The organism is Microcoleus sp. Aus8_D2 (assembly GCF_036702665.1).
GTDB lineage: Bacteria > Cyanobacteriota > Cyanobacteriia > Cyanobacteriales > Microcoleaceae > Microcoleus.
In genome coordinates, this window is record NZ_JAUBUN010000028.1 from 1 (window position 1) to 23671 (window position 23671).

Consider the following 23671-nt stretch of genomic DNA (forward strand, 5'->3'; position numbering starts at 1 on the left):
CGGTTTCAGCATTATTTCTTGGAACCACAAAAAGGGGTGCAAGCGATAACCGCCTGATGATGGTCGCGTGACTCGGCGATCGAAACTTTCCCCCCTTAAAAAGGGGAGAGTCGCGGGAAAGGGTCGCAACCTCCGTGCTAGCCTTAGTTCTTTAGTATCGATGTGGGTCGTCACACAGCAACCCTTAACATTCGTGGGAACGAAAACAGATGCGATCGCGCGGCGAATTCCAACCTCGCCGCGCGCTAAAAACTCCTAAGCCCTTGTGCGGAAATGGGTTAATCACCCCTGGGAGATTCGTGGGTTATGTAAGAGTTTTAAACATGATAATAGTTGGAATTGACGTATCAGCAGATCGTATAGATGCAGTGTTTCTTAATGTTGACGATTTTCCTAAAGTCGGGCTAAGAGATTTCTATTTATCGCCAGCATTTAAAGAAGTTCATGCTACGTATAAAACTAGCGAAGTTCACAGTTTTATAGAGCGTATTGTTGGCTGTAGCGCAAAAGTTGCAATTCTCGAAGGAACGGGTACTTATTCTTATTTTTGGCGCGAGCAACTGCAAAAATCTGGAATTACCACGCTTGTAGCGGATCAAGGAATGACTAGATCGGTTCGCCGCGCGCTGGGCGGAAGCGATAACAAGGATGACAGGTTTGATGCCCTGATTATGTGCCAGTTGTACCGACAGCACTATCTGGAAACTTACGATCGCAGGTTTTGGGTTAAAGAACTAGATCCCCAAGTGAAAAAAATTAGGCGCTGCTTGCTGGAAATCAAAGGAGTGACACGCAAGCAAACTGCTTGCATCAACACCCTTAAGGGGCGACTGGCTTTAGAATACCCCGCGCGAGCTAAGGTTAAAAGCCAGCGTCACAACGGATTTTTAAGAATCGGTTGCCCTCCTGCATTTTGGGGTTGGCTTGCCAACCGCCGCGACTTTTTGAAGCGGCAAGTTTTGTCGAGGTTCGACAATCACCTGCAACGAGAAGTTGACCTTGGGAAGGCAAGCCCGACGGATTTGACTCGTCAACTCGCCGCGTCTGTTTGTGATTTTCACGATATTGAGGCGGGGCTGGAGCATCAGCTTATCGATCTGTTGACCAACGACGATCGGTTTGCCCGATACCACCAAGCCTTTGACCTTTTCGACATGGGCTACAGAGAAAGGGGGTGGATTTTATGCCGCATTTATCCGCTTGAAGATTTTTTGTGCCTGCCAAAGAAAAGAGCTCTACGGCGATTTCGTCAAGCTTGTGGCATGGGAAAGGTTGAGAGGTCTAGCGGCAAAAACAAAGCTGGCGGAGGCGGCGGAAACTGGACGGGATGTGCAAACACCCGATCAACCTTGTGGACTTACGTGCATTCCCGCATTGAGCCTCAAAAGCTCAAAGGCCGAAATTACACGAGCGTTCAGATCGAGCTTAGGGAATATTTTGTTGGTCGAGCTTTTGAGGCTAATGGGGTAAAAAAGCGTGGCAGCCAGCTAGCTGGCGCTCGCAATGCCACGGCTCGAAAACTAGCGGACGTAATATTTCGCGAGCTTTGCAAAGCCATAAAATAGCCAAAAAGGCGATCAAAATTGCCGATCGCCTTTTTGAATTTCAAATCGAAAGAAGTGTGCGGAGTGTTAGAACCGATTGCAATATGTTCGGCCTTACATTAATTGCGGGTTCTCGATTTGGCACCGGGTGGCGATCGTCCCGAGGCGTTCGAGGACTTGCTCGGCATCGATCAGTCTGGTGAGGGTGACGCTGCCGATATTTTTTGCCGGATCTGCGGGATCGGGCGGGGTTCCAGGTTTGACTTCTACCATGAGTACGGCGTCTTCTACGCGGTAGAGCCACATTTTTTCGTTGCGATCCAAAAGGGAGAGGTTGAGCTGTTGGATGTCCGGCTGGCGTCTCCAGCCGGCTGCTGTCCACTCGCCGCCAACTCCCCAGACGCGCCCCACTTTCCAGCCGTCGGATAAGAAGAAATATTTCATTTGCTGTGTGCGCTTGTTGAGATTTTGTTGTTTAACATAGCGCAAAACTGCAATAGTACCGACTTATTGAACCGCGAAGACGCCAAGGGCGAAGCCCTAGGACGCGAATCAAGAGCAGAGAATCAGTAGGTAATCTGCTAGCAGTCTGAAAAGCCTATTTCGTTGCTGCGACATGGCTTCGACGCTCTGGGATGGTTCTTTTAATTATGCCGACCTACTTACAACCCAACCGATACTGATACCAGCCGTTATAAAAAACCTGCCAAAATGGCAACATTTCCAGCGAATGTTAAGTTATAGAAGTAGTTTTCACTGCTCAAATTATATATAAATTTATGTAAATTTATCCTCTAAGTTAGAGAAAATATTTTATTGTAGGTGTACGAGTTTTTAGCTGGCCTGCGGTTATTTATGTAGTTCAGAATGTCACTCTATTAGCTGTAACGGGCGATCGGCATATAGGTTGATGACAGAGGGTATCAGCGCAGGGTGTCTGCAACGTTAATTAGGATCTGCAACTTTTTGCAGTCAGGCTTGTCAAAAAATAACTCCGCACTGGAAACACGGTTCCTAGCTGCATCGATCGCACGATTTTATGCGATTAAATGATGCAGTCGCTCTGTGATATCTAGTGTTTGCCCAGATTAGAGATTGATGTGCGATCGAGGTAATTGAGTTTTGCTGGAAACGCTAAGTTTACGGCAAGCTTGAATGCCTGAGCTTTGCTGCGATAGTTTAGCATTTTTATATGCTTTAACTACCTCGTCCGCGCGTTCATTTTGTCACAATCATCAAGGGAATAAAGTTATGAAATCTAATTTGTTTGGGAAACTAGGGGCGGGAGTAGCTGGAGTAGCTGCGTTGGTGGCGATCGGAGTTGTTTCAACTCCTGTTCAGGCAGCTACAATTAAGCTAGAGTTTACGGATAGGAGTATATATTTTGGGAGAAAACCTTTTAGTGGTTATCCCGGATTTGATGGCAGTTTTTTGTGGGATAGCGACCCTGCTGCAACCCAGAGTATTTCTGATTGGAAGTTAAATGTTTATCCACAATATGGATCTGCTCCAGGACTGGTAAGTAGCGTGACTGGTAGCTCCTATAGTGGAAATAACTTAACGGTAAATGTAAAGCTTGGAACACAACAAATAGCACAGTCATTATTCCCAGGCATTGCTAATACATCAAACCAGCTCAGTTTTATGTTTGACGATATTAGTCAAGATGGTAGATGGCTTAGTTCTCCCCTAGGAAGTTACCCAGTTGCTGATACTTTGCCTCGCGGTTTTAGCTACGTGCAAAAGACAGACAATACGACGATTAAGTGGGATGATTTAAGGTATTCTGCTAAGAATGTGTCTCCTGCACCATCTCCTGCACCGTCTCCTGCACCATCTCCTGCACCATCTCCTGCACCGTCTCCTGCACCGTCTCCTGTTCAGGCAGCTACAAATGGGGTACAATTTACAACTACAAAGATGATTGATGGGAAACAATTCTCTGTTACGGGTTATTTTCAGTTGAACAAGAATGGTTTGTACAATGTTAGTACTGATCAATTGTATTTAAGAATCGAAAATAGCGATCCGAATAACCTCTATTCTCTCAAAACATACACGCCTTATAGTAGCTTGGACGACAATGGTGACTTAATAGTCAATGTATCAGTCGATGTAGTAAAGAGTCTATCACCAACAGGCACTAATACTCAGACTATAGAAAAAAACTCTCTCCTTTTTGTTTTTCCAAAATTTGTTTTCAGCAATGTCTCGCAGAGTACATCTCATCATTCTGGTTCTGTCCAAATGCTGACGAACGATGTGACCCAGGGTAAGTGGGGTGATTTGGACTATTTTAATTATTTGGCTCCTGCACCGTCTCCTGTACCGTCTCCTGCACCGTCTCCTACACCATCTTCTGAACGAAAAACTATCATTTTGGAGGCTGGTAGAGTCGATGGATTTTCAACAGAAAACGGTTCCGAACCTGCTACTCCAAGTAACGCCCTGAAAACACTCCTAAAAGATCGCACTCTTATGAACTTTGATGAGCCTGGGTACGATACAGTCCTCGCTCATACCTTCACCGGGCTACCAACAGGAATTATAGCTGGAGATCTAAGTTTTAGAGCTCAGGTAAGCCAAGGTGGAGCGTGCAACGATCGCATACGCTTGGGTTTTGCGGCCGATCCTAACCCGGTTGGATTCTTTAGCTTCTTGGGTGCATCGAACGGTGATTGCAACAGATCTGGCATAGGGCCAGGTCAAGAGCTATTGCCGAACAATAGCTGGGGAGAAGGGCTAAACGCAATTTCCGATCACAAATTTACTATTCCCCTTCCACCTGCTTTGATCGCGAGCATGAATAACAAAGGTTACATTGATGTTTGGGGTGAGGATGATACAAAGTTTGATTACTTCCAACTGAGTGTTACAGTTCCGGAACCTTCCACATACGTTGGCACAATACTAGCTTTTAGTGCATTGGGCGCAGCAAAAATTCTCAAGCGCAAGCAAAAAAAACAAGAGACTTTCATTCCCTAAATTGCCATTAACTCAATTCGATCGCACAAAAGTCTCAGCCATAGTTATGGTAGGGTGCGTCAGCGGGCGCAATGTGGCGATCGCCTACTTAAGAATTTTCCCCCGCTGACGCACCCTACGGACTGACTGCGGACTGACTTACAAAGAAACCGCGTGTCGAGTTTCCCGATCGCAAGTTATCGGTTGTAAAGGAATCTTCACCACAAATTCTGTCCCTTTCCCGAGAGTAGAAATACAACTAATTTGACCGCCGTGTTGTTCGACCACAATTTGGTGACTGATAGATAAACCCAATCCCGTGCCACTTCCTACAGGTTTTGTGGTAAAAAATGGGTCAAACATCTTTTTTAGCACTTCTTCGCTCATCCCAATACCGTTGTCCGCAATCCGAATCACTGCGAATTGACTGGGGGGATTGTCTGGAGTAATTGCTGCTGACAACTGATTGTCAGCTCTTGTTTCTGGATCTTTGTCAGCGCCGGAGCATTCTGCTGTTTCCAGCTCAGTATGAATCACTATTTTGGGGTAAGGTTGAGTTTCTAGGGCATCAATCGCATTATTGAGCAAACTGGCAAACACCTGATTCAACTGACTGCTGTAACAGGCAACTTCGGGCAGGTTGCCGTATTTTTTAACTACCTCAATCTCTTGGGAAATAATGCTGCCGTTGATTGTTTTGCTAATACCTTTGCCTCGCGCTCGGTGCTGGACGAATAGCAGAGTATTCTCAAGGTTTTTGTTGATATTTACTTGTTTGATGCCGGATTCATCGAGTTTTGTGAAAAACTTTAACGAGTCAACAATTTGTTGAATGCGCGATGCTCCAGACTCGATAGACTGCATCAGCCGCGACCAATCTTTTTGTATAAATTCTAAATCTAGACTCTGGGCTATTTGCAGTATTTCGGCTCCGGGTTCGGGATATTTGTTTTGGTAAAGTTCCAGGAGGTTGTTTAAATCTTGGAAATAGTGGCGGGCGGGATTGATATTGCCCAAAATAAAACTATTGGGATTGTTGATTTCGTGGGCAACTCCTGCTACCATTCGCCCGAGACTAAACATTTTTTCGGTTTGAATCAGTTGGGATTGGGTGCGTCTGAGATGGTCTAATGTTAATTTTAATTTAGTAGCTTTTTCTCGTTCCCGCAGTTCGCTTTTTCGCAGTTCCAATTCGGCTTGTTTGACAGCGGTGATATCGCGGCTGACAGATAAGACAGATGCAATTGTTCGATCGCGCTTAAATTCAGGAACCATGCAAACTTGATAAAATTTAGTGCCGGACTTTGTGATAAAATTAAACTCAAAGCACTGTTCGGTGCCGTTAGCGAACACGGCGCACAAAGTTGCTTCCGAGAGCATCACCACTTCCTCGGGCATTCCTAACTCTCGATGGGTTTTACCCGTGAATGCTGCGGCGGGGATTCCTGTGGCTAGTTCGGCTGCTGGATTGACGTAAAGGTGGCGCAGTTGCTTGTCAAATCGGGCAATCATATCCGGGGAATTTTCCGCTAAGGCTCTGAATTCTTGTTCGCGCAGGTATGAGGTTTCTTGGGCCCGCTTTTGCTCGGTAATGTCGTAAGTCATCATCAGAATGCAGTTGGTGTCGCCAATGCTAAGAATTTCTGCGGATACGAGGACAAACTTGATTTGGTTGAACTTGGTACGAAACTGGAATTCTTGTTTGTAAATAGCGCCGGATAGTTGCAAGATTTCTAAGAAACGATCGCGATCGCCCAGATTCTCCCATAAATTAATTTCGCGATCGGTTTTTCCCAAGATTTCCTCGGGAAAATAGTCGCTGAGGTTGCAAAAGCTCTGGTTGACTTCCGTCAAATATCCCTCTTCCAGTGTGGCGATTGTCATGGCGGCGGGGCTGCTGCGAAAAGCTTTGGCAAATTTTTCTTCGGAAAAGCGCAGGGCTAACTCGGCTAATTGGCGCGATCGCACTTCCGATCGCAGCAGCATATTTTGTTGTTCTAATTGTTTGGTGAGGTTGCGCAGTTGTAGGTGAACGTTGATCCGGGCGATCGCCTCTTCGTGTTGCAGCGGTTTAGTGATGTAGTCTACTGCTCCCAAAGTCAAGCCTTTGACTTTATCCGCCGCCTCAGAAAGAGCCGTCATAAAAATTACGGGAATGTCCTTAACTTCTTCTATTGCTTTCAGGCGGCGGCAGGTTTCAAATCCATCTATTCCCGGCATCATAATATCTAGCAAAATGAGATCTGGCAAAATTTTTTTTACTCTATGCAGCGCTTTTTCTCCGGTCGTCGCTACAAAAATCTCAAATCCGTATTCCACCAGGAAATATGATAAAATGTTAATATTATCCGGTTGGTCGTCTACGATTAATACTTTGCTTTTGGGGTGAGTTGGCATATTTTTTACTCTTTTACAATCAAAATTTTGGCTAACATAAAGTAGGTAGGTTGATTGCGAGTGCCTTAACCCAACCTACAAGAATATGGGGAAGGTATTGAATAGAGAAACCGAGTTGCTGGCCGAGAAATCAACCTGAGAGCCGAGATGTTGCATGGCTGTTACCCGGTTGCTTGAGTTTGGTTGACATTGCTGCAACACATCGGATCTAGGAGATGGAACCCTGGTAGAAATCTATTCTACTATTAATTCTTTAAATTTGCTGGATGATCTCAACTTTAGAGTGTGAGAAACCCGGTTTCTGGCGGCGCGACGTACAACTGTCATCAATGCTAGGGATTGCGATCGTCGCGCCTCCCAACGCTTACCTTTCACTCGCAATGACTTACTTACGTATTTTACGCCTCACATCCTTACTATTTATACTTCAATTTGGCTCGCTAGGAGCGATTTTTATAATATTTTTTGAATTACAGCACTTGGAAAGTCAAGTATAAAAAAACCTGTAATAGTAAGCGGTTCTGCATTTAAACTGTATGTCAAGCATCAATTAAACAATCAGTGGGATGGCTTTGAGCAGCGTCCCGAATATGCAATGTTTATTTGCGCAACAGCTTATGTCATTGCAGCAGTCTTAATCACAATTACAGTAGTCTTGAGGTAAGTGCAGTCTGAGAAAATAGGTTTGTTTAAATCCAGGTAAACCAGCGCCGAGTTGATTTATCCGCCCGGATTTAAACCAGGCCCAATTAGTTTAATTATTGCGTCATCGTCATAGCGATCGACTAACTGCAAAATTTTCCTAGCAAATAGGACATAGGTCGGATTTAACTCTTGCAGGCGCTGCGCTTCGCGCTTAACCTGCTCGAAATTACCGATTTGAGCGGCTTCGTACAAATCGAGCAACTCTTCGCAGGGAGGCATTTTTAGGTCTTCTGAGCCGATCGCCAATTCAGCGAAAGGTCGATCGGCGTAGCTATCTCGTAGGGAATCGCCCGCACCCTGAAAAATCCAAGACAGTCCCAAATAATTTTGTATTTTTGCTAAAAAATCATCGATTTGAAAAAATTTACTAATAAAATCGTTATAGCCTATTTCCTCTTGCTTTTCCAACTCCAACTCAAACAGCCCGCTAGTAGCAATTAAGATGGGCGTTTCCCGAAACATTGGCAAACCACGCAGTTGAGCGCAGAGTTCAAAACCGCTGATTCCCGGCATCAACAAGTCAGCAATAATTAAATCAGGTTCCTCAGAAACGGCTGTTTCTAAACCTATTTCACCAGAATCAGCCTCAATTAACACAAAACCCAGCGGTGCTAAAATATCAACTATCAAACAGCGATTTTCTGGGCTATCATCAACAACTAAGATTTTGCGCCGTTTCCCTTCATAACCTGTAATGACTGGCTGTTGCTGTGGGGGGGGAACTGGTATGATAAAATCTGCGACAGACAATTCAATTTCAAACCAAAACGTACTCCCAACTCCCCAATCACTTTCGACATTAAGTTCACCTCCCATCAGCGAAACTAAGGTTTGGGCGATGTTTAATCCCAAACCCGTACCTTCTGTTTTCTGCCCGAACTCGCCCGCTTGTTCAAAAGGCAAAAATATGCGTTCCATTGCATCGCTAGTTATTCCGATTCCTGTATCTTTAACTTGAAAGCGGATTTTGGTAGTGGGGAAAGTTCGCCTTGAATCAGATAAAAAAGCTAACTCTTCGCCCGCGCCAAATATTCCAGCAACAGGTTGACTGTTCTCAATTACCTCTACTTTGAAAATCACACTACCTTCAGCGGTAAATTTAATCGCGTTACTTAACAAATTCAGGATTATTTGACGCAACCGCTTTTCATCGACAGAGACAAAATCAGGAATAGTGGCTGCTATTTGGGAGACAAAAACTAGGCTTTTCTCTTCAGCTTTGAACCGAAATATTTCGCAGATATCGTTGAGAAAAGCCCGAAAAAAAACATCGTTAACAGTTAACTCGATTTTGTCAGCTTCAATTTTAGCCAAATCTAAGATATCATTAATTAAAGTCAGCAACTGAGAACCGCACTGCTGCACCATGCGAATCCGCTCTTTGTCGGTGGGACAAAAATCTGGCTGTCGAGAAAGTATTTGAGCATAACCGAGAATGGCATTGAGGGGGGTGCGCAATTCGTGGCTCATATTGGCTATAAAAGCGCTTTTAGCAAGGGATGCGACTTCGGCGGCTAATGCGGCTCCTTCCAGTTCGGCAATGCGATCGCTCACCTTTTGTTCTAAGGTACGATTGTAGTCATGCAGCAAATTTTCGGTGTTTTTGCGATCGGTGATGTCTTGAGAAGCTGCGATCGCGCCGATAATGTTGCCGGCTTCATCAAACAGCGGCGTACTCAAAACTTCTAAAGGCACAGTGCGATCGGGCCCACGAATTTCTAGGTCTTCCACCCTCACCGTTTCTCCTTGGAGCGATCGGGCGATCGGATTTTTCCTGAGTGAATATAATTTATCTGTTCCTGCCTGATAAATCAAAATTTGTGCTAGTTGCTCCGTTACAGACTCTGGTACATTCTGGATACCTACTAATTGCCGCGCTATCTGATTTATGTAAATCAGTTGCCCGGTAGAGTCGTGAACTGATACTCCCACGGGCATAGCTTCGAGGATTTGTTTCATGCGGCTTTCGCTGTCGGTTAAGGCAGCATTTAAAGATTGGAGCGATTTGAAAGCAAATTGCAGTTTGTCTGCCATATGATTGAACGAATTTGCCAATTGTCCGACTTCATCAGCGCGATCGATTTCGACATTGCTATCTCCTTCATTGTTAGCTAGAGCTTTGGCGGCAGTATTTAATTGTAAAAGTGGCTCAGTTATCCATTTAGCTGTGAGAATCCCGACAACAATTGCTCCCGTTAAGGCAGTCGCACACAGTATAATCGTAGTAAAGTTGTTGGCGTCAATTTCTGCCATAAAATCAGATTCCGGGATGACGATCGCAATCAACCAATCTAAACCAAAATTATCCCGGTAAGGTACTACTTTGAGTAATTGGCGTTTGCCATCAATTTTAAATTCAAGCCTTTGAATATCTTGAATTTGGGCAAAGCTACCAAAGCGAGCGCTTAAATATCGACCAGTGGCGCGGATCGCAACATCAGGGCTTTCCGTTGATTTTAATCGATTAAACTGCTGGTCGATCGAGGTATAGGGATTGTCGGGCCCGGAATTGGCTACTAACAACCCGCTGCGTTCGACAATAAAAATCTTTGCCGACTTGCTAATTTTTATGCTGTCGAGAAAATCGCCGATTTTGGTAATGTTGAGATTGACCGAAAAGACTCCCAGCAGTTCCTTTGTAGTCTCATCATAAATAGGTCGATTGCCGTTAATTACTAAATCTATATTGCCACCGACTGTGAAAATCTTGCTCCAGGTTGATTTCCCCGCAGATGCGGCAGCTTTGTACCAAGGTCTTTTTGTGGCATCAGGTTGTCGAAAAGTTTTGTAGAGTTTAGTTTTATTACCTAGCGAGTCTGGAACATACATATTTATGATGCCGCGATCCAACTCATCCGATCGCATAATCAGCTCCTGTCTGATAGTGCGATCGCTTCCCACGAAGTCTCCCCGTTTGCTACCAAAAATAATGGTTGTCGGCGAATCGAACTGTTTGAGTTGAAAGAAAAGGTAGCGTTCGAGTTGCCGCAAATCTTGTAAATTGATTGTTTTTTGGCGCACCGCATCGGCGTTAATGCGGTTGATAAAATGAGGTACGGACAGATATGTATCGAGGTAATGCGTGACGCGATCGCCAATTTGTACTGCTAGCTGATTTGCCAGGTTGTCAACCGCCTTTTCGCCGTTTTTGTAGGAAAGATACCCTACCAGCCCCACAGTAGCCACAATTTGTACCACAAAGGGCACAATCAGCACCGTTCGGAGGGGCGCTTTTTTGAGGATGGCTGTGAGGCGATTCCCTACAGGATAGCTACACTTCACGACCGTTTTAATAGACATCAGGATAAAACCGTAGGTAGGAAAGTGGGGAAATGGCAATGAATCTACATAATTTTAACCTCATAAACCCGGTTTATTCGTATATTTCTCGTGACTCAATGCAAAAACTCATAGAAACCGGGTTTCTCGGCCCTACTCATGGGCCCTCAAACTATCGCTACCTGTTGTTACAGTCAATTCTACATAATTGTCAAATAAGTTTCTGTCGGACTAATCGGCAAAACTTTTAATTGTTGATTTTGTAAATCGAGTTCAATTCCCAATGCTTCCAACGGGATAACTCCCAGCAAAGGAGAACCGCCGCCGGGAAGTTCCAAACATTCAAAAGTTCCCTCGCGTCCCAGCAGGGATATTTTAGCATCTTGAAAAATTATCGCCTTACCAATGCCGTTAGCCGTCTCCACGTCTACTTCTTTAAGGATTTCTAATCCCAATTGGGCGAGATCGCTTTTTGGCAAACACAGCGTTGTTACGCCTGTATCTATGAGAACATTATCGAGAGTTAGCGATCGCACTTCGTCAGGGGTAATCATACCCCGCGTCGCGAGAATCTGGTCAGCGCGATTGGTAATGGTTAAGGTTGTGATAATTTTTCCCATTTCGGTCTTTACATTTGACAGCACGATCTTAATCTCCGTTACTATACCTTAATTATTGCACTGAGTTTTAGCATTCATTCGCGTCAGGAAAAAGCTCTCCGGCCCCTTCCACAATCAATGATTTTTAAGATTGATTTTTTGTGGGGTGGGCGTCAGGAACGGGCCGGAGAGCCCGTTCCACAATAAAGATTTTTCCGATTAATTTTTTGTGGGTGGGCACGCGAGCCCAGCCCGGAACGGGCCGGAGATCCCATTCCACAAGAAATGATTTTTGAGAGGAATTTCTTGTGGGGTGGGCACGCGAGCCCACCCCTACAATTATTTGCCAAAATTATTGTTTTTTTCCACTTACCTACTTATCAAAATTACTGCTAAAATAAAGTACGAGTCCTTGCCACTCAAACGCAGACCATGACCGCACAAACCCCAGTACAATTTCAAGACTGTTTCGACATCATCGTAGTAGGTGGCGGACACTCCGGCTGCGAAGCCGCCCTCGCCACATCTCGCCTCGGATGCCGCACGCTTTTACTCACCCTCAACCTCGACAAAATCGCGTGGCAACCCTGCAACCCAGCCGTCGGCGGCCCCGCTAAAACTCAACTTACCAACGAAGTCGATGCCCTAGGCGGAGAAATTGGCAAAATGGCCGATCGCACTTACCTACAAAAGCGCGTCCTCAACGCTTCCAGAGGCCCCGCAGTTTGGGCGCTGAGAGCCCAGACAGACAAGCGGGAATACGCCGCCGTCATGAACAATATTGTCGAAAATCAAGAAAATTTGACCGTCCGCGAAGCGATGGTTACAGACTTAGTTTTGGGCAAAAACGAAGAAGTAATCGGCGTTGAAACATACTTCGGCGTCGCCTTTGGATGCAAAGCCGTAATTCTGACAACCGGCACTTTTCTCGGCGGCACAATTTGGGTGGGAAACAAGTCGATGCCCGCCGGACGTGCCGGAGAATTTGCCGCCGTTGGTTTGACAGAAACTCTCAACCGATTGGGCTTTGAAACGGGCAGATTAAAAACAGGAACTCCGGCAAGAGTTGACAAGCGGACTCTCGATTACACCAACCTGGAACCGCAGCCGGGAGATACAGATGTTCGCTGGTTTAGTTTCGATCCTGAAGTTTGGGTGGAACGCGAACAAATGCCTTGTTATTTGACTCGAACTACGCCCGCAACTCACCAGTTAATTAGAGACAATTTGCACCTTTCTCCAGTTTACGGCGGCTGGGTTGATGCGAAAGGCCCGCGCTACTGTCCGAGTATTGAAGATAAGATTGTGCGCTTTGCAGATAAGGAAAGCCACCAGATTTTTATTGAACCGGAAGGTAGGGATATTCCTGAACTTTATATCCAAGGATTTTCGACTGGTTTACCGGAAAGTTTGCAATTGCAAATGCTGCGCACTCTTCCCGGTTTGGAAAAGTGCGAGATGATGCGCCCTGCTTATGCTGTGGAGTACGATTATTTGCCGGCAACTCAGTGCTTTCCAACGCTGATGACTAAGAAGATCGAAGGCCTGTTTTGCGCGGGTCAGGTGAACGGTACGACGGGATATGAGGAGGCGGCTGCACAGGGGATTGTGGCGGGGATTAATGCGGCTCGGTTTGCGAATAATCAGGAGATGGTGGTGTTTCCTCGCGAGCAAAGTTATATCGGCACTTTGATTGACGATTTGTGTACGAAGGATTTGCGGGAACCTTATCGGATGCTGACTTCGCGATCGGAATATCGGCTGTTGTTGCGATCGGACAATGCCGACCAACGCTTGACCCCGCTTGGACGGGAAATTGGCTTAATTGGCGATCGCCGCTGGGAGTTATTCGAGCGCAAACAAGCTAATATTGTGGCGGAAAAAGCCCGTTTGTACTCGACTCGCGTCAAAGAACACGAAGAGGTTGGTAAAACAATTTTTGCTGACACTCAACAAGCGATTAAAGGTTCAATTACTCTGGCTGATTTGCTGCGCCGTCCCGGTTTTCACTACGTCGATTTGGAACGGTACAATTTAGGCAATTCGAGCCTACAATTAGCTGAGAAAGATGGTGCAGAAATTGACATCAAATATTCCGGTTATTTGCAAAGACAGCAAAATCAAATCGATGACATTGCGAAACACGAACGCCGCCAATTACCAGCGGATTTGGATTATATGGCAATTTCAACTCTCTCGAAGGAGTCGCGGGAAAAGTTGCATAAAATTAGGCCGTTAACTATTGGTCAAGCGGCGAGGATTGGCGGGGTGAATCCGGCTGATGTTAATGCTTTGTTGATTTATCTGGAAGTCCGCAACCGCAAGCAGCCGGCTGCTGTGGGAAAATGAATACATAGAACCACAAAATTGCTCGACTTTGCCTTAATTGTTGGCTAAATTGTACGGGATATCCGTAGGGACACGGCAATGCCGTGTCCGGCGCGGGACTCTGCAATTTTTAAGTCGCTATGCCATACTAGATTAGAGAACATCACAGCTTAGGCGCTACTCTATAATTATCAAAACTAAAAATAGGTAAAAACGATGTCAACAGTTTATCGTTTAAAAGCTAGCGAACTCGATCGCAATTTCATAGAAAAAATTAAAGCGCTTTTTGGAGATAAAGAAATTGAAATTATTGTCAGCGAATTTGATGAAACAGAATATCTTTTAAATTCAGAAAGCAACAAAAATCGACTTTTAACAGCAGTTGAAAATATTAAATATGGTCAAGATTTAGTTGAAGTTAACTTACAGGATTTGGAATGAGCAGAAGAATTGTTTTTGAATCCTCTGCTTTTGCAGATTTTAACGAATGGGCGAAATTGGACAAAAAGATTTATCGTAAAATTCAATACTTCGGACAGTTTTAGATCTAGTCTAGTCTCCGAAACCCTTACTGGCTATATGCTGGACTATTTTTTCAATGTTTGAGTTCAGCCCTAAGTTGACTAAAATGCGTAAAAAATGGCAGGGCTTACTCCCTAAGGCTTGCAGGGCCGTTAAAAAACTGTCCGAAGTATTGAAAATTGTCGAGCTGATTAAAGATATAGATCGATTTATTACCCGGTGTTTTTTCATGCTCGTAATGCAAGTTGGAATCAGGATCTTTTATCCCAATACGGTTCACTTAACATATTTATGCCCGGAGATCCCCCTCGCATACCCCCTACTCCCCCGAAAGCAAGGGGGACGAAAGAGGGCATTCTTGTCCCCCCCTTGGGAAGGGGGGTGCCAGGGAGATCTGTCTTAAGTGAACCGTATTGTCTTTTATCCCACATTCCGCACGTCAACTTGCTAGTATGCCAAGTAATACGAAAATTCTGAGTTATTTGACGTTTTGTTTGCGTATAAATACTAAGTATTTTCGATTTTGGTGTTTGTAAAACTACCAAAAAGGTGTAATAATTACATATTACATTTTGAAGTGCGGAATGCGGGTTTTATTGAAACGCTCGACTTTAGCGCGATGCTGGCTTGCAGCAACCTGTGTACGCGGTAAGGTTGGTGAAATACGATTTGAACATATCGATAATGGCTTCATTAGCGAATTTGGTGCACCCACTTGGCGTGAATGAATTACTTCCTAGAACTTGACCAAACACAAAATATGCGGTATCTTGGGGTTAAATAATGCGTTTATCCTGCATTGACAATTTGATACTTATGTATACAACCTTTATTGTTGTTGGCTTAGTTTATAGAGATCATGAATTGAGATTTACTACCAAATATTTCAATATTTTTAGATAAGGTTTCATTTCTAGGTCTTTTGGTGAAATAGCATGGGAAAATTTATCAACCTTAACAACACTCATATCATTGATATTGCTGAAATTCAATCTATCGAGTTTACGACCAAAGAAATAGGAATTCTTTATGGTATGAGTAAACTAGCGAAACGTTACACTCAACTAACTGGAAAAGAAATTGATGTTTTCCATGGAACAAGGCTGAATGGAACCTACGATAAAATTAAAATAGAGTTAAAAAGTGGTCATACAATTAACATGGAGGACTTCGATCTGAAGAACTTAAGAGAGCATCTTATTTCATTATTAGGAACTGTCAGCTATTTCGAGTGTGCGACACTTGAATATACGAAGCCAGATTCAAAGGTATATATAGATGGTAAAATAGAGGTTGAAGCGCAACTAACAACTGGCGATTATCCTCTAGAATTAGCTCTGAGAACTGATGAGACAATTGATGTAAAGATCGAAAAATAATCGAAGTAGTAACTTGGTAGAGCCTATGACATTAGCAATTGCGATCGAACCAGCACCTTTAGAAATTGATGCTCATGGCGTTGTACGAGTCGGTAAAACTCGCGTCACCCTAGACACCGTTGTGATGGCTTTTTTGGAAGGTGCTACAGCAGAAGAGATAGGAGAGCAATACACATCACTTCAGATCCAAGATATTTATTCAACCATTGGTTATTACTTGAGACATCAGGCTGAAGTTGATGCTTATCTTTTAGAACGTCAACATCAAGCAGCAGCAATTCGGCAGGAAACTGAGCAGCGTTTTAATCCGATTGGAATACGCGATCGGTTATTGGCTAGACGAGAGCGGCAGAGGTAATCTAAGATGGTTCGATTCCTTGCTGACGAGAATTTCAATAATCAGATTGTTCGTGGTATTTTTCGGCAGAGTCGTCATGTTGATATTGTGCGCGTTCAAGATGTGGAATTATCGGGAACTGACGATCCAACTGTTTTAGAATGGGCTGCACAGCAAGGGCGTATTGTCTTAACCCATGATGTGGCAACGATGATCGCCTTTGCTTACGAACGGATTGAAGCAGGATTGTCTATGCCTGGATTATTTGAAGTGAGCCGCCGAGTCTCAGTAGGATTAGCAATCGAGGAAATTATACTGATTGCTGAGTGCAGTATTGAGGGAGAATGGGAGGGGCAAGTTAGGTTTCTTCCTTTACGATAGAAGCATCAAAACCCCACCTAACACTGCGGAGTGTCGGAGTATCCGCTTAGATTCCCAGTCAAAAACCGGGTTTCTCATTCGTAAGTCCAGCAGACGGACAAAAATATTGTCCGCCCACTCAATAGCTAACTAGCAATCATTCCCACTCGATCGTTCCAGGCGGCTTAGAAGTAATATCGTAAACCACCCGGTTAACGCCCTTAACCTCATTCACAATCCGGTTCGAGATCAATTCCAACAAATCGTATGGAACCCGCGCCCAGTCAGCCGTCATCCCATCTTCGCTTTTGATAAATCGGAGAACGATCGGGTAAGCATAGGTGCGCTTGTCGCCCATCACCCCTACACTGCGAATCGGTAGCAAAACTGCAAAAGCTTGCCAAAGTTCGTTGTACAATCCGTGTCGGTTGATTTCTTGGCGCACAATGAAGTCAGCATCCCGCAAAATATTCAGTCTCTCGGCGGTAACTTCTCCCGTAATCCGAATCGCCAATCCCGGGCCCGGAAAAGGTTGTCGGTTGACGATTTCTTCCGGAAGCCCGATCGATCTGCCGACTTTTCGCACCTCATCCTTAAACAACTTTCGCAGCGGTTCAATCAGCTTAAAACACAAATCTTTTGGTAAGCCGCCGACATTGTGGTGGCTTTTAATCTTAACAGCAACTCGTTCGCCGCTTTTCGGGTCTACATTCGTGTCAGCCGACTCAATCACATCCGGGTAAAGAGTACCTTGAGCGAGGTAATCGAAGGGGCCGAGGCGCTTCGATTCTTCTTCAAATACACTGATAAATTCGTGGCCGATCCGCTTGCGTTTTACTTCAGGATCGGTAACGCCTTCAAGTTGAGCCAAAAAGCGATCGCGAGCTAGAACGTACTGCACCGGAATGTGGAATTCCTCTTGAAATAATTTCACCAACCGTTCCGGTTCCTGCTTGCGCATAAACCCTTGGTCGATAAACATACAAGTAAGTTGGTCGCCGATCGCCTTGTGCAGCAAGAAAGCCAAAGTTGAAGAATCAACCCCGCCAGATAGAGCCAACAAAACTCGTTGGTCTCCAACTCTTTCGCGAATTTCGCGAATAGTTTCCTCGACAAAAGTAGCTGTCGTCCAAGTCGGTTCGCACTCGCAAATATGGTAAACAAAATTGCGAATCAAAGCTTGTCCGCCGATCGAGTGAACCACTTCTGGGTGAAACTGCACCCCGTACAAACTTTTTTCGTGGTGAGCAACAGCAGCAGAGGGAGTATTCTCCGTGTGAGCGAGAATCTCAAAACCCGCCGGCAACTCGGTACAAGAGTCTCCGTGGCTCATCCACATCGTGGCGCCTTCTTCAACATTTGTCAGCAAATCGGTAGGATCGTCAATAAATAGCGATGCCTTGCCGTATTCGGCTAACTTAGCCCGCTCAACTTTCCCGCCGAGTTGCTTTACCATCAACTGCATCCCGTAGCAGACGCCCAACACCGGTATTCCCAAATTCCAAATTTCCGGGTCGCATTGGGGAGCTTGTTCATCGTATACAGAACTCGGGCCTCCTGAAAGAATAATTCCTTTAGGATCGATCGCTGTTAACTGTTCTGCCGTAGTGCGGTAAGAAATAACTTCTGAATATACTTGAGTTTCGCGAATCCGGCGAGCAATCAGTTCGGAATATTGCGAACCGAAGTCGAGAATCACGATCATCTGGCGATCGATTTGCCCCAGAGAAGAGTTTGTGAGGTCGGATTCAGTTTCTATTTGAGTAGTCACGGTGATTGGGTAGTTACTAATTGCTAATTGGGCCGAACGTAGCGGAGGTATTTGTCGCCGCCTCAGTCTAAGACTGATGAAAGCGAGCGACCATTAGTCGCTAGGAATAAATCTTATTTTTACTAGATCGCCTTTAGCGATTTTAGTCAATTCATAGGGTCTGCGACCAGCATTGATTTACTTCGAGCTTTACCCTAATTGATTGAACTATTACAGCAGAAATTGCGTCCAGCAACCTAGTATAATTAAGGTCTAGGGACTGAGAGTTATTACTTGTTAAATATTATCCCTGACTGATGTTTTAGACAGAAATCAGAGATATTCACACCACATTAACAAATTTGGGTCAAAAATGTATCTCCTGTGTCACTCTTAACAATAATTTTGCGATCGCGCCCAAACATCACCGATCCCACGGGGATACGCTGGTTAGTGTGAGTGAAAATGCAATCGGACGATCGCAAGTCGATTTCTCGGGCGATGTCGCCGTAAATTCGATCGACCCAATGGCTGCCAGTTGTCGCATCCAAAGCCCGCAGTTGACCGAGAGCCTCTTCGGCTGTCGCCGCAGCAAAAATCGCGGAACACGCACTCGTCGGCATTCCAGCTCGAGCACAGAAAGCTGTGAGAATTTCCCGGCGCCCGTCAGCGAGGTGGTGGTGAGTGTGAAAAATCCCCGCCGCCAATTTCATCAATTTGCCGTGATAGCCAAACAGCAAGATCGATCGCACGCCCTGACATCCAGCCTCTACCAGCAGCGGGCCGAGCCAGTTAGCAGTTTTCACCAACCGCTGCGGATCGATGCCCAATTGTCGCGCCAAATCCAAGCCGTTTTCGCCGATGCAGAAAACTAAAGTGTCAAACAGTTCGGCTTTTTGTTGCAGTTGTTCGCGATAAACTTCCAACTGTCCGGGAGCGCTCAGGGGTTGAGAAATGCCTGTTGTACCGAGCAGCGAAAGTCCTTCTACGACGCCGAAAGCTTCGTTAGAAGTGCGGGTGGCTAGTTGACGCCCCAAGGGCAGAATCAGGGTGACAGTAATTCTCTCTCCCGGTGCGAGTTCTCGGCTCAGATTCGATCGCAGCAGCCGCATCGCATAATCATAGATTGCCGCTCCACCACCTACTTTGTGATGTCCAATTCCCTCGCCCCCAACAATCACGATTTGCTCTCCCTCTGAGTCTCGGAGCAATTCCACCATTGCCCAAACGGGGGTATTGCGAGTCAGATCGAGGTTGTCTCCCGGATCGGAGCGAGTCACGCCTAAAGCGGTACCAGTTTTGAGTACAGACGCCTGTTCGATCGGAATTTCTGCCGTGATTGGCGGTTCCAGTAAATCTATTGATACGCTATCTACAGACTGAGTACCTGCGCGCAAGCACCGCAAAGCTGCAAGTGCGGCCGCACAGGCAAATACTGGCAGTGTATACCCGGATAAAGGTTGAGTTTTTGTCACAAAATGCAGAAATCCTTAAATTAGTCGGCGATCGACATCACGGTGTGGTAGTGATACCCCTCAAACACTTAAGCTTCATTCTAGGGTTTGATATTACCAGCAGTTAGCCTCATTTTTGTTAAGCAAGAATTTTGTCCTGCCTGTTGTCTGGAAGCAAGCAACATTTTTTTTCAGGTGCGATCGTCAACAACCCACACCAAAGCCTTACGCACACGTGGCGGTATCTTCACAAAACACCCGGAATCTCGTGAAGCAAAGCTATCGGGAGCATCAATCGCGAGTGCGCTTAGACTGAGACACCGCTTCCCGGAATCAAGTACAAATATTATAAACAGGTTCAAAAAACAAGATGGTTATTGCTATCTTCGACATACCTTGCACCCTTTTTCCTCGCATAAACCCAGTGCTGAGTACAGCTATGGCGATCGCCTCCGAGGGGGAAGAGAGATAATGACCGCCACTACCATTATGCCTTCATTTGTTTCGGATTCAACGGCTCAACTCGCTCTCGAAACCACCGCATCCCACACCATTGTTTTGCAACCCAAGGGCTGTCTCGGTGGCATCGATCTCCTAGATTTCCAAGTTAATTTGGAGCAAGCTTTGGAAATGGCCGCTCTGGGAGTTGTTGTGGATATGCAGCAAGTGGATGTTGTCGCCCCAGACGGAATAGCCGTGCTGGCCCGAGGGCTGGAGTTAGCAGCTATACTCGGCAAGTCGATCGTCTTTGATTCTATATATTTAGCCACCTATATAGGTTTGAGAGCCGAGTGGAGGAGCTCGCGCGAAATTTGTTTTGGCCCTTGGGGCGACTTGTTCGAGGGGGAATTCGAGCAATTTTTGACAGACGAAATGTTGCGATCGCTTCCTTGTGAAGCGGTAAAACCTACTTTTTTACAATTTGCAAAATTATATATTCCAAGCGGTTGATGTCCCAGCGATCGATTGTCATCTATATTCATAACAATTACCCGGAAGTGCCAGTCTAGCTTTCAAGCTAACATCTTGAAAGCGCGGCTGGCTTTATCTTACTAGGTGAACTCAGCAATTCCCAGCAGAAAGATTAAATTTGATTGACGCCCCTGCGTGAAAAAAAATTTAATCGCCAGCAAGCCCCAAATCTTTACAAAGCAAGGATTGTACAAATCTCAAATCGAAAAATGGAAAATCTCAAATCTCAAATCCGATGACTATGGTTGAACCAGTTGCAGAGTTAAATGAGCCTCTAGCTCTTCAAACTTCAGAAATATTAGAAAAAAAAATATCTCAGCTCGTTAGACCTGCAAAAACAGCTCTCAAAATTCCTAAACAAGACATTCGATCGACCCTTAAAGCCTCAACTCTAGACGGCGTTTTTGCCACTGTCTTCGATGCGGCCACAGGCGGCGTGATCCTCAGCAGCTTCTTGCTGCAACTGGGCGCCACCAGCGTGGAAATAGGCATATTATCTGCTATTCCGATGGTGGTAAATTTCCTGCAACCATTAGGAGCCTACATCGCCGATCGCACAACCAGCCGCCACTGGTACAACCTAGGGATATTCGGCGTGTCGCGGCTGCTGTGGCTGCTGCTCGCGGTGGCAATTGTTTGGGGCCGGCAGCACGCGGACTCGCACGAACTGCTGCAATGGACTCTCGCCACTGTCCTAGCAGCTAGCGTGCTGGGAGCTTTTGCCAGCGCTAACTGGTTTAGTTGGATGAGTGCCGTGGTTCCTCACCGCTTGCGGGGACGCTATTTTGGCTTTCGCAACAGTGCTACGAGCTTGATTAGTTTGCTGGGAGTGCCGTTGATGGGACTGTGCGTGTCAACTTGGGGCGCCGATCGAATTTCCGGCTACGGTATGGTGTTATTTGTCGGTGTTTTGGCGGGAATGATTAGTTTGGGGTGTCAATTCTGGATGGTCGATGTCAACCCCCAGGCCTACGGAAAAGATGCAGAGAGCGATCGACTTCCCGAAAAAGCAGAAAAAGCAATAACAGATTTTGTGCCTTCAGTCCTGAAAGATTCTAATTTCTTAATGTTTATCGTTTACTTTAGCGTGTGGACATTTGCAGTTAATCTCAGCGCGCCTTTTTTTAATATCTACCTGCTGAAAGATTTAAGCTTGGATGTGAGTTTGGTAACGGTTTACAACAGCTTGAGTTCGGGAGCAAATCTGCTGCTGCTGCTGTTTTGGGGCAAATTGGCCGATCGCTGGGGAAATCGTCCGCTGCTAATTGCGGTTGGGCTGGTAGTGGCGATCATGCCTTTGCTGTGGTTGGGTACGGGCAATTACCCGTTTGCGGTGTGGGTGTGGCTGCCGCTGCTGCACTTGCTGGGGGGAACAACTTTAGGGGCGATCGGCCTTTGTACTAACAATATTCAAATGGAAATCGCGCCCCAGCAGCAACCATCGACTTATTTTGCGATCGCCGCAGCAGTTTCGGGAGTAGCTGGAGCCTTGGGAACTACCGCCGGCGGCTTTCTCGCCGAACTTCCCGGCATGAGTTTGGGGGCGCTGTTTGCCCTTTCGGCTGCTGTGCGGTTGGTGGGCTTGCTGCCTTTGATTTTGGTGCGAGAACCCCGCAGTTTGTCGCTAAGATCGATCGTCCCGACTTTTGTATTTTTCAAATTTAACCGGGGCTAGGAAATTTTCGCACAAATTTACCGATCGAGAAATTCGTGGTCTTGCTCGTACAAAAAGTAGGGATAAACGGCAATCCCACTATCCCTACTTTCAACCATGCCCTAACTTACGAGCAATACACATTACAGACTGGGCAGCTTCACGAGAATTGGGATCCATACCCGACAGTTTTTGAGCTAGAGTATATTTTAAAGGCGATCGACCATAGTTACCCTGGAACAACTCAGCTCCAACACCATGATTATGGGGATAAAGTTCGATCCTAAAACCGAGAGGTTCTAAAGTACCGTAATAAAGATCGGGTGTAACTCCATCCCCAGACTTCTGGTTGTGAATTTCCGTGGCTAATCTTAAAGCCCGCTCCTGTTTAGATCTATAAAGACTAGCCCTTCCTGGCAACCAATACATCGGAAATAGCTTCCTTGCCTCATTGACTAACAGACCAAGTCCTTTGTGATGCCAAGCAGTCCGCTGAGGATCTTCATCGGTAATCAGCAGACCACCAGGGCGAACTAAACGAGCTGCTTCCTTCAAAACTTTGACCATATCATCGCAATGATGCAGCACGGCATTTAGTGTGACGATGTCAGCACAGTTGTCGATTAGGGGTATGTTGTGAGCATCTGCCAAGATTGGGGTATAGCCGAGCTGCATAGCCTTTTCCAGTGCCCCACGACTAATGTCTATGCCGATGAGCAATTGCGGAGTGCCACCAATTGTTGCATAGAGATTTCCAGGGCCACACCCCACATCGATCGCAACTTTATTATCCCAACTACCTATCGCTGATTGCCAGCGTTCTCCGAATGCTTTACTACAGTTTTCTGTTTTAAGGTACTTTTCACTATATAAGCTATGCCCAAAGAAGTAAGCATTAGACTGCATCCCTTTAGTCCAATTATGAATTTTACACGTGGGAATGGCTCCTTCATCCCAATCAATTTCGGAATTGGGAATAAGATATCTTAGGATTTGTTCATTTGCAGGGAGACTCATCAGATTTTTTTCCGTCTTCAAAAAGTACAGCTAGAATCTCGTCAGTCTTTTGCGAGTAAAGATTTTAGATACATTGCCTAAAATACTTGTCCTGTCTAAGTTATCAGGAAAATGGGTTTAAAACCCCGTCATTTTAGGTAAAAATGGTTAGTGGATGGCGAAAACTACAATAAACAGAACTAGGGTAGCCAACGCCAGCCAGCCCGCGTCTTGGTGGTTAAGAAGACCATCAAACACTTGAAATTTGGTTGCCGACGTTAGCGCAGCCCTCGAAGGGATCCCTCAATCTGATTTTTTTCAAGTGCGATCGACAATAAACGCAGTTGATTACCGATCGCCAACAGCTAGAATGATGTACATACGTCGATCGCACCAAGACGCGGGCTGGGATTTTCAAGCAAAACCCACAA

16 protein-coding genes are annotated in these 23671 nt (G+C 45.6%); 9 read left to right on the forward strand and 7 right to left on the reverse strand.

What is annotated here, in order from left to right:
- The first annotated feature begins 323 nt into the window (after nt 1-323).
- Complete coding sequence (locus tag QUB64_RS20840; RefSeq protein WP_333274557.1) at nt 324-1565, forward strand: IS110 family transposase; 1242 nt, start codon at nt 324-326, stop codon at nt 1563-1565.
- 93 nt (nt 1566-1658) lie between these two features.
- On the opposite strand, the gene QUB64_RS20845 is transcribed toward QUB64_RS20840, so the two are convergent.
- Nucleotides 1659-1988, reverse strand: coding sequence for a hypothetical protein (locus QUB64_RS20845; RefSeq protein ID WP_333274559.1), 330 nt, complete (start codon nt 1986-1988; stop codon nt 1659-1661).
- An 807-nt stretch (nt 1989-2795) separates the two neighbouring features.
- On the opposite strand from QUB64_RS20845, the gene QUB64_RS20850 reads away from it, so the two are divergent.
- A complete protein-coding gene (locus QUB64_RS20850; protein WP_333274562.1) occupies nt 2796-4529 on the forward strand; it encodes a PEP-CTERM sorting domain-containing protein in 1734 nt (577 codons plus the stop codon).
- 138 nt (nt 4530-4667) lie between these two features.
- Here QUB64_RS20850 and QUB64_RS20855 read toward each other — a convergent pair whose 3' ends face one another.
- From QUB64_RS20855 to QUB64_RS20865, 3 genes are all read right to left on the reverse strand, one after another.
- Nucleotides 4668-6905, reverse strand: coding sequence for a response regulator (locus tag QUB64_RS20855; protein WP_333274565.1), 2238 nt, complete (start codon nt 6903-6905; stop codon nt 4668-4670).
- Between the two features lie 720 nt (nt 6906-7625).
- Nucleotides 7626-10910, reverse strand: a complete 3285-nt coding sequence (locus QUB64_RS20860; protein WP_333274567.1) for an ATP-binding protein — start codon at nt 10908-10910, stop codon at nt 7626-7628.
- A 179-nt stretch (nt 10911-11089) separates the two neighbouring features.
- Complete coding sequence (locus QUB64_RS20865; protein ID WP_333274570.1) at nt 11090-11509, reverse strand: aspartyl protease; 420 nt, start codon at nt 11507-11509, stop codon at nt 11090-11092.
- Between the two features lie 411 nt (nt 11510-11920).
- Here QUB64_RS20865 and mnmG point away from each other — a divergent pair, with 411 nt between their 5' ends.
- The 5 genes from mnmG (at nt 11921) to QUB64_RS20890 (ending at nt 16435) form a co-directional block, all read left to right on the forward strand.
- Nucleotides 11921-13837, forward strand: a complete 1917-nt coding sequence (mnmG, locus tag QUB64_RS20870; RefSeq protein ID WP_333274572.1) for a tRNA uridine-5-carboxymethylaminomethyl(34) synthesis enzyme MnmG — start codon at nt 11921-11923, stop codon at nt 13835-13837.
- A gap of 195 nt (nt 13838-14032) precedes the next feature.
- Nucleotides 14033-14257: a hypothetical protein gene (locus tag QUB64_RS20875; RefSeq protein WP_333274575.1), complete on the forward strand. Its 225-nt coding sequence runs from the start codon at nt 14033-14035 to the stop codon at nt 14255-14257.
- 1016 nt (nt 14258-15273) lie between these two features.
- Entirely contained in the window at nt 15274-15717 is a 444-nt protein-coding gene (locus tag QUB64_RS20880) for a hypothetical protein (protein WP_333274578.1), read from the forward strand.
- Between the two features lie 25 nt (nt 15718-15742).
- Entirely contained in the window at nt 15743-16075 is a 333-nt protein-coding gene (locus tag QUB64_RS20885) for a DUF433 domain-containing protein (RefSeq protein ID WP_333274581.1), read from the forward strand.
- A gap of 6 nt (nt 16076-16081) precedes the next feature.
- Nucleotides 16082-16435 (forward strand): DUF5615 family PIN-like protein, encoded by a 354-nt coding sequence (locus tag QUB64_RS20890; protein WP_333274584.1) that lies wholly within the window; start codon nt 16082-16084, stop codon nt 16433-16435.
- A 136-nt stretch (nt 16436-16571) separates the two neighbouring features.
- Here the strand turns inward: QUB64_RS20890 and guaA are convergent, their stop codons facing one another.
- Nucleotides 16572-18185 carry a glutamine-hydrolyzing GMP synthase gene (gene guaA, locus QUB64_RS20895; RefSeq protein ID WP_333274587.1) on the reverse strand — a complete coding sequence of 538 codons (1614 nt, stop codon included), beginning with the start codon at nt 18183-18185 and terminating at the stop codon, nt 16572-16574.
- Nucleotides 18186-18517: 332 nt separating this feature from the next.
- A complete protein-coding gene (cbiD, locus tag QUB64_RS20900; RefSeq protein ID WP_333274590.1) occupies nt 18518-19639 on the reverse strand; it encodes a cobalt-precorrin-5B (C(1))-methyltransferase CbiD in 1122 nt (373 codons plus the stop codon).
- A gap of 450 nt (nt 19640-20089) precedes the next feature.
- Between cbiD and QUB64_RS20905 the strand changes: the two genes are divergently transcribed.
- Both QUB64_RS20905 and QUB64_RS20910 read left to right on the forward strand, forming a co-directional pair.
- The gene (locus QUB64_RS20905) at nt 20090-20569 is read left to right on the forward strand and encodes a hypothetical protein (protein ID WP_333274593.1); all 480 of its coding nucleotides are present in this window, start codon (nt 20090-20092) and stop codon (nt 20567-20569) included.
- A 262-nt stretch (nt 20570-20831) separates the two neighbouring features.
- Complete coding sequence (locus QUB64_RS20910) at nt 20832-22265, forward strand: MFS transporter (protein WP_333274596.1); 1434 nt, start codon at nt 20832-20834, stop codon at nt 22263-22265.
- 90 nt (nt 22266-22355) lie between these two features.
- Here QUB64_RS20910 and QUB64_RS20915 read toward each other — a convergent pair whose 3' ends face one another.
- Nucleotides 22356-23261, reverse strand: coding sequence for a class I SAM-dependent methyltransferase (locus QUB64_RS20915; protein WP_333274599.1), 906 nt, complete (start codon nt 23259-23261; stop codon nt 22356-22358).
- Nucleotides 23262-23671 lie beyond the last annotated feature (410 nt).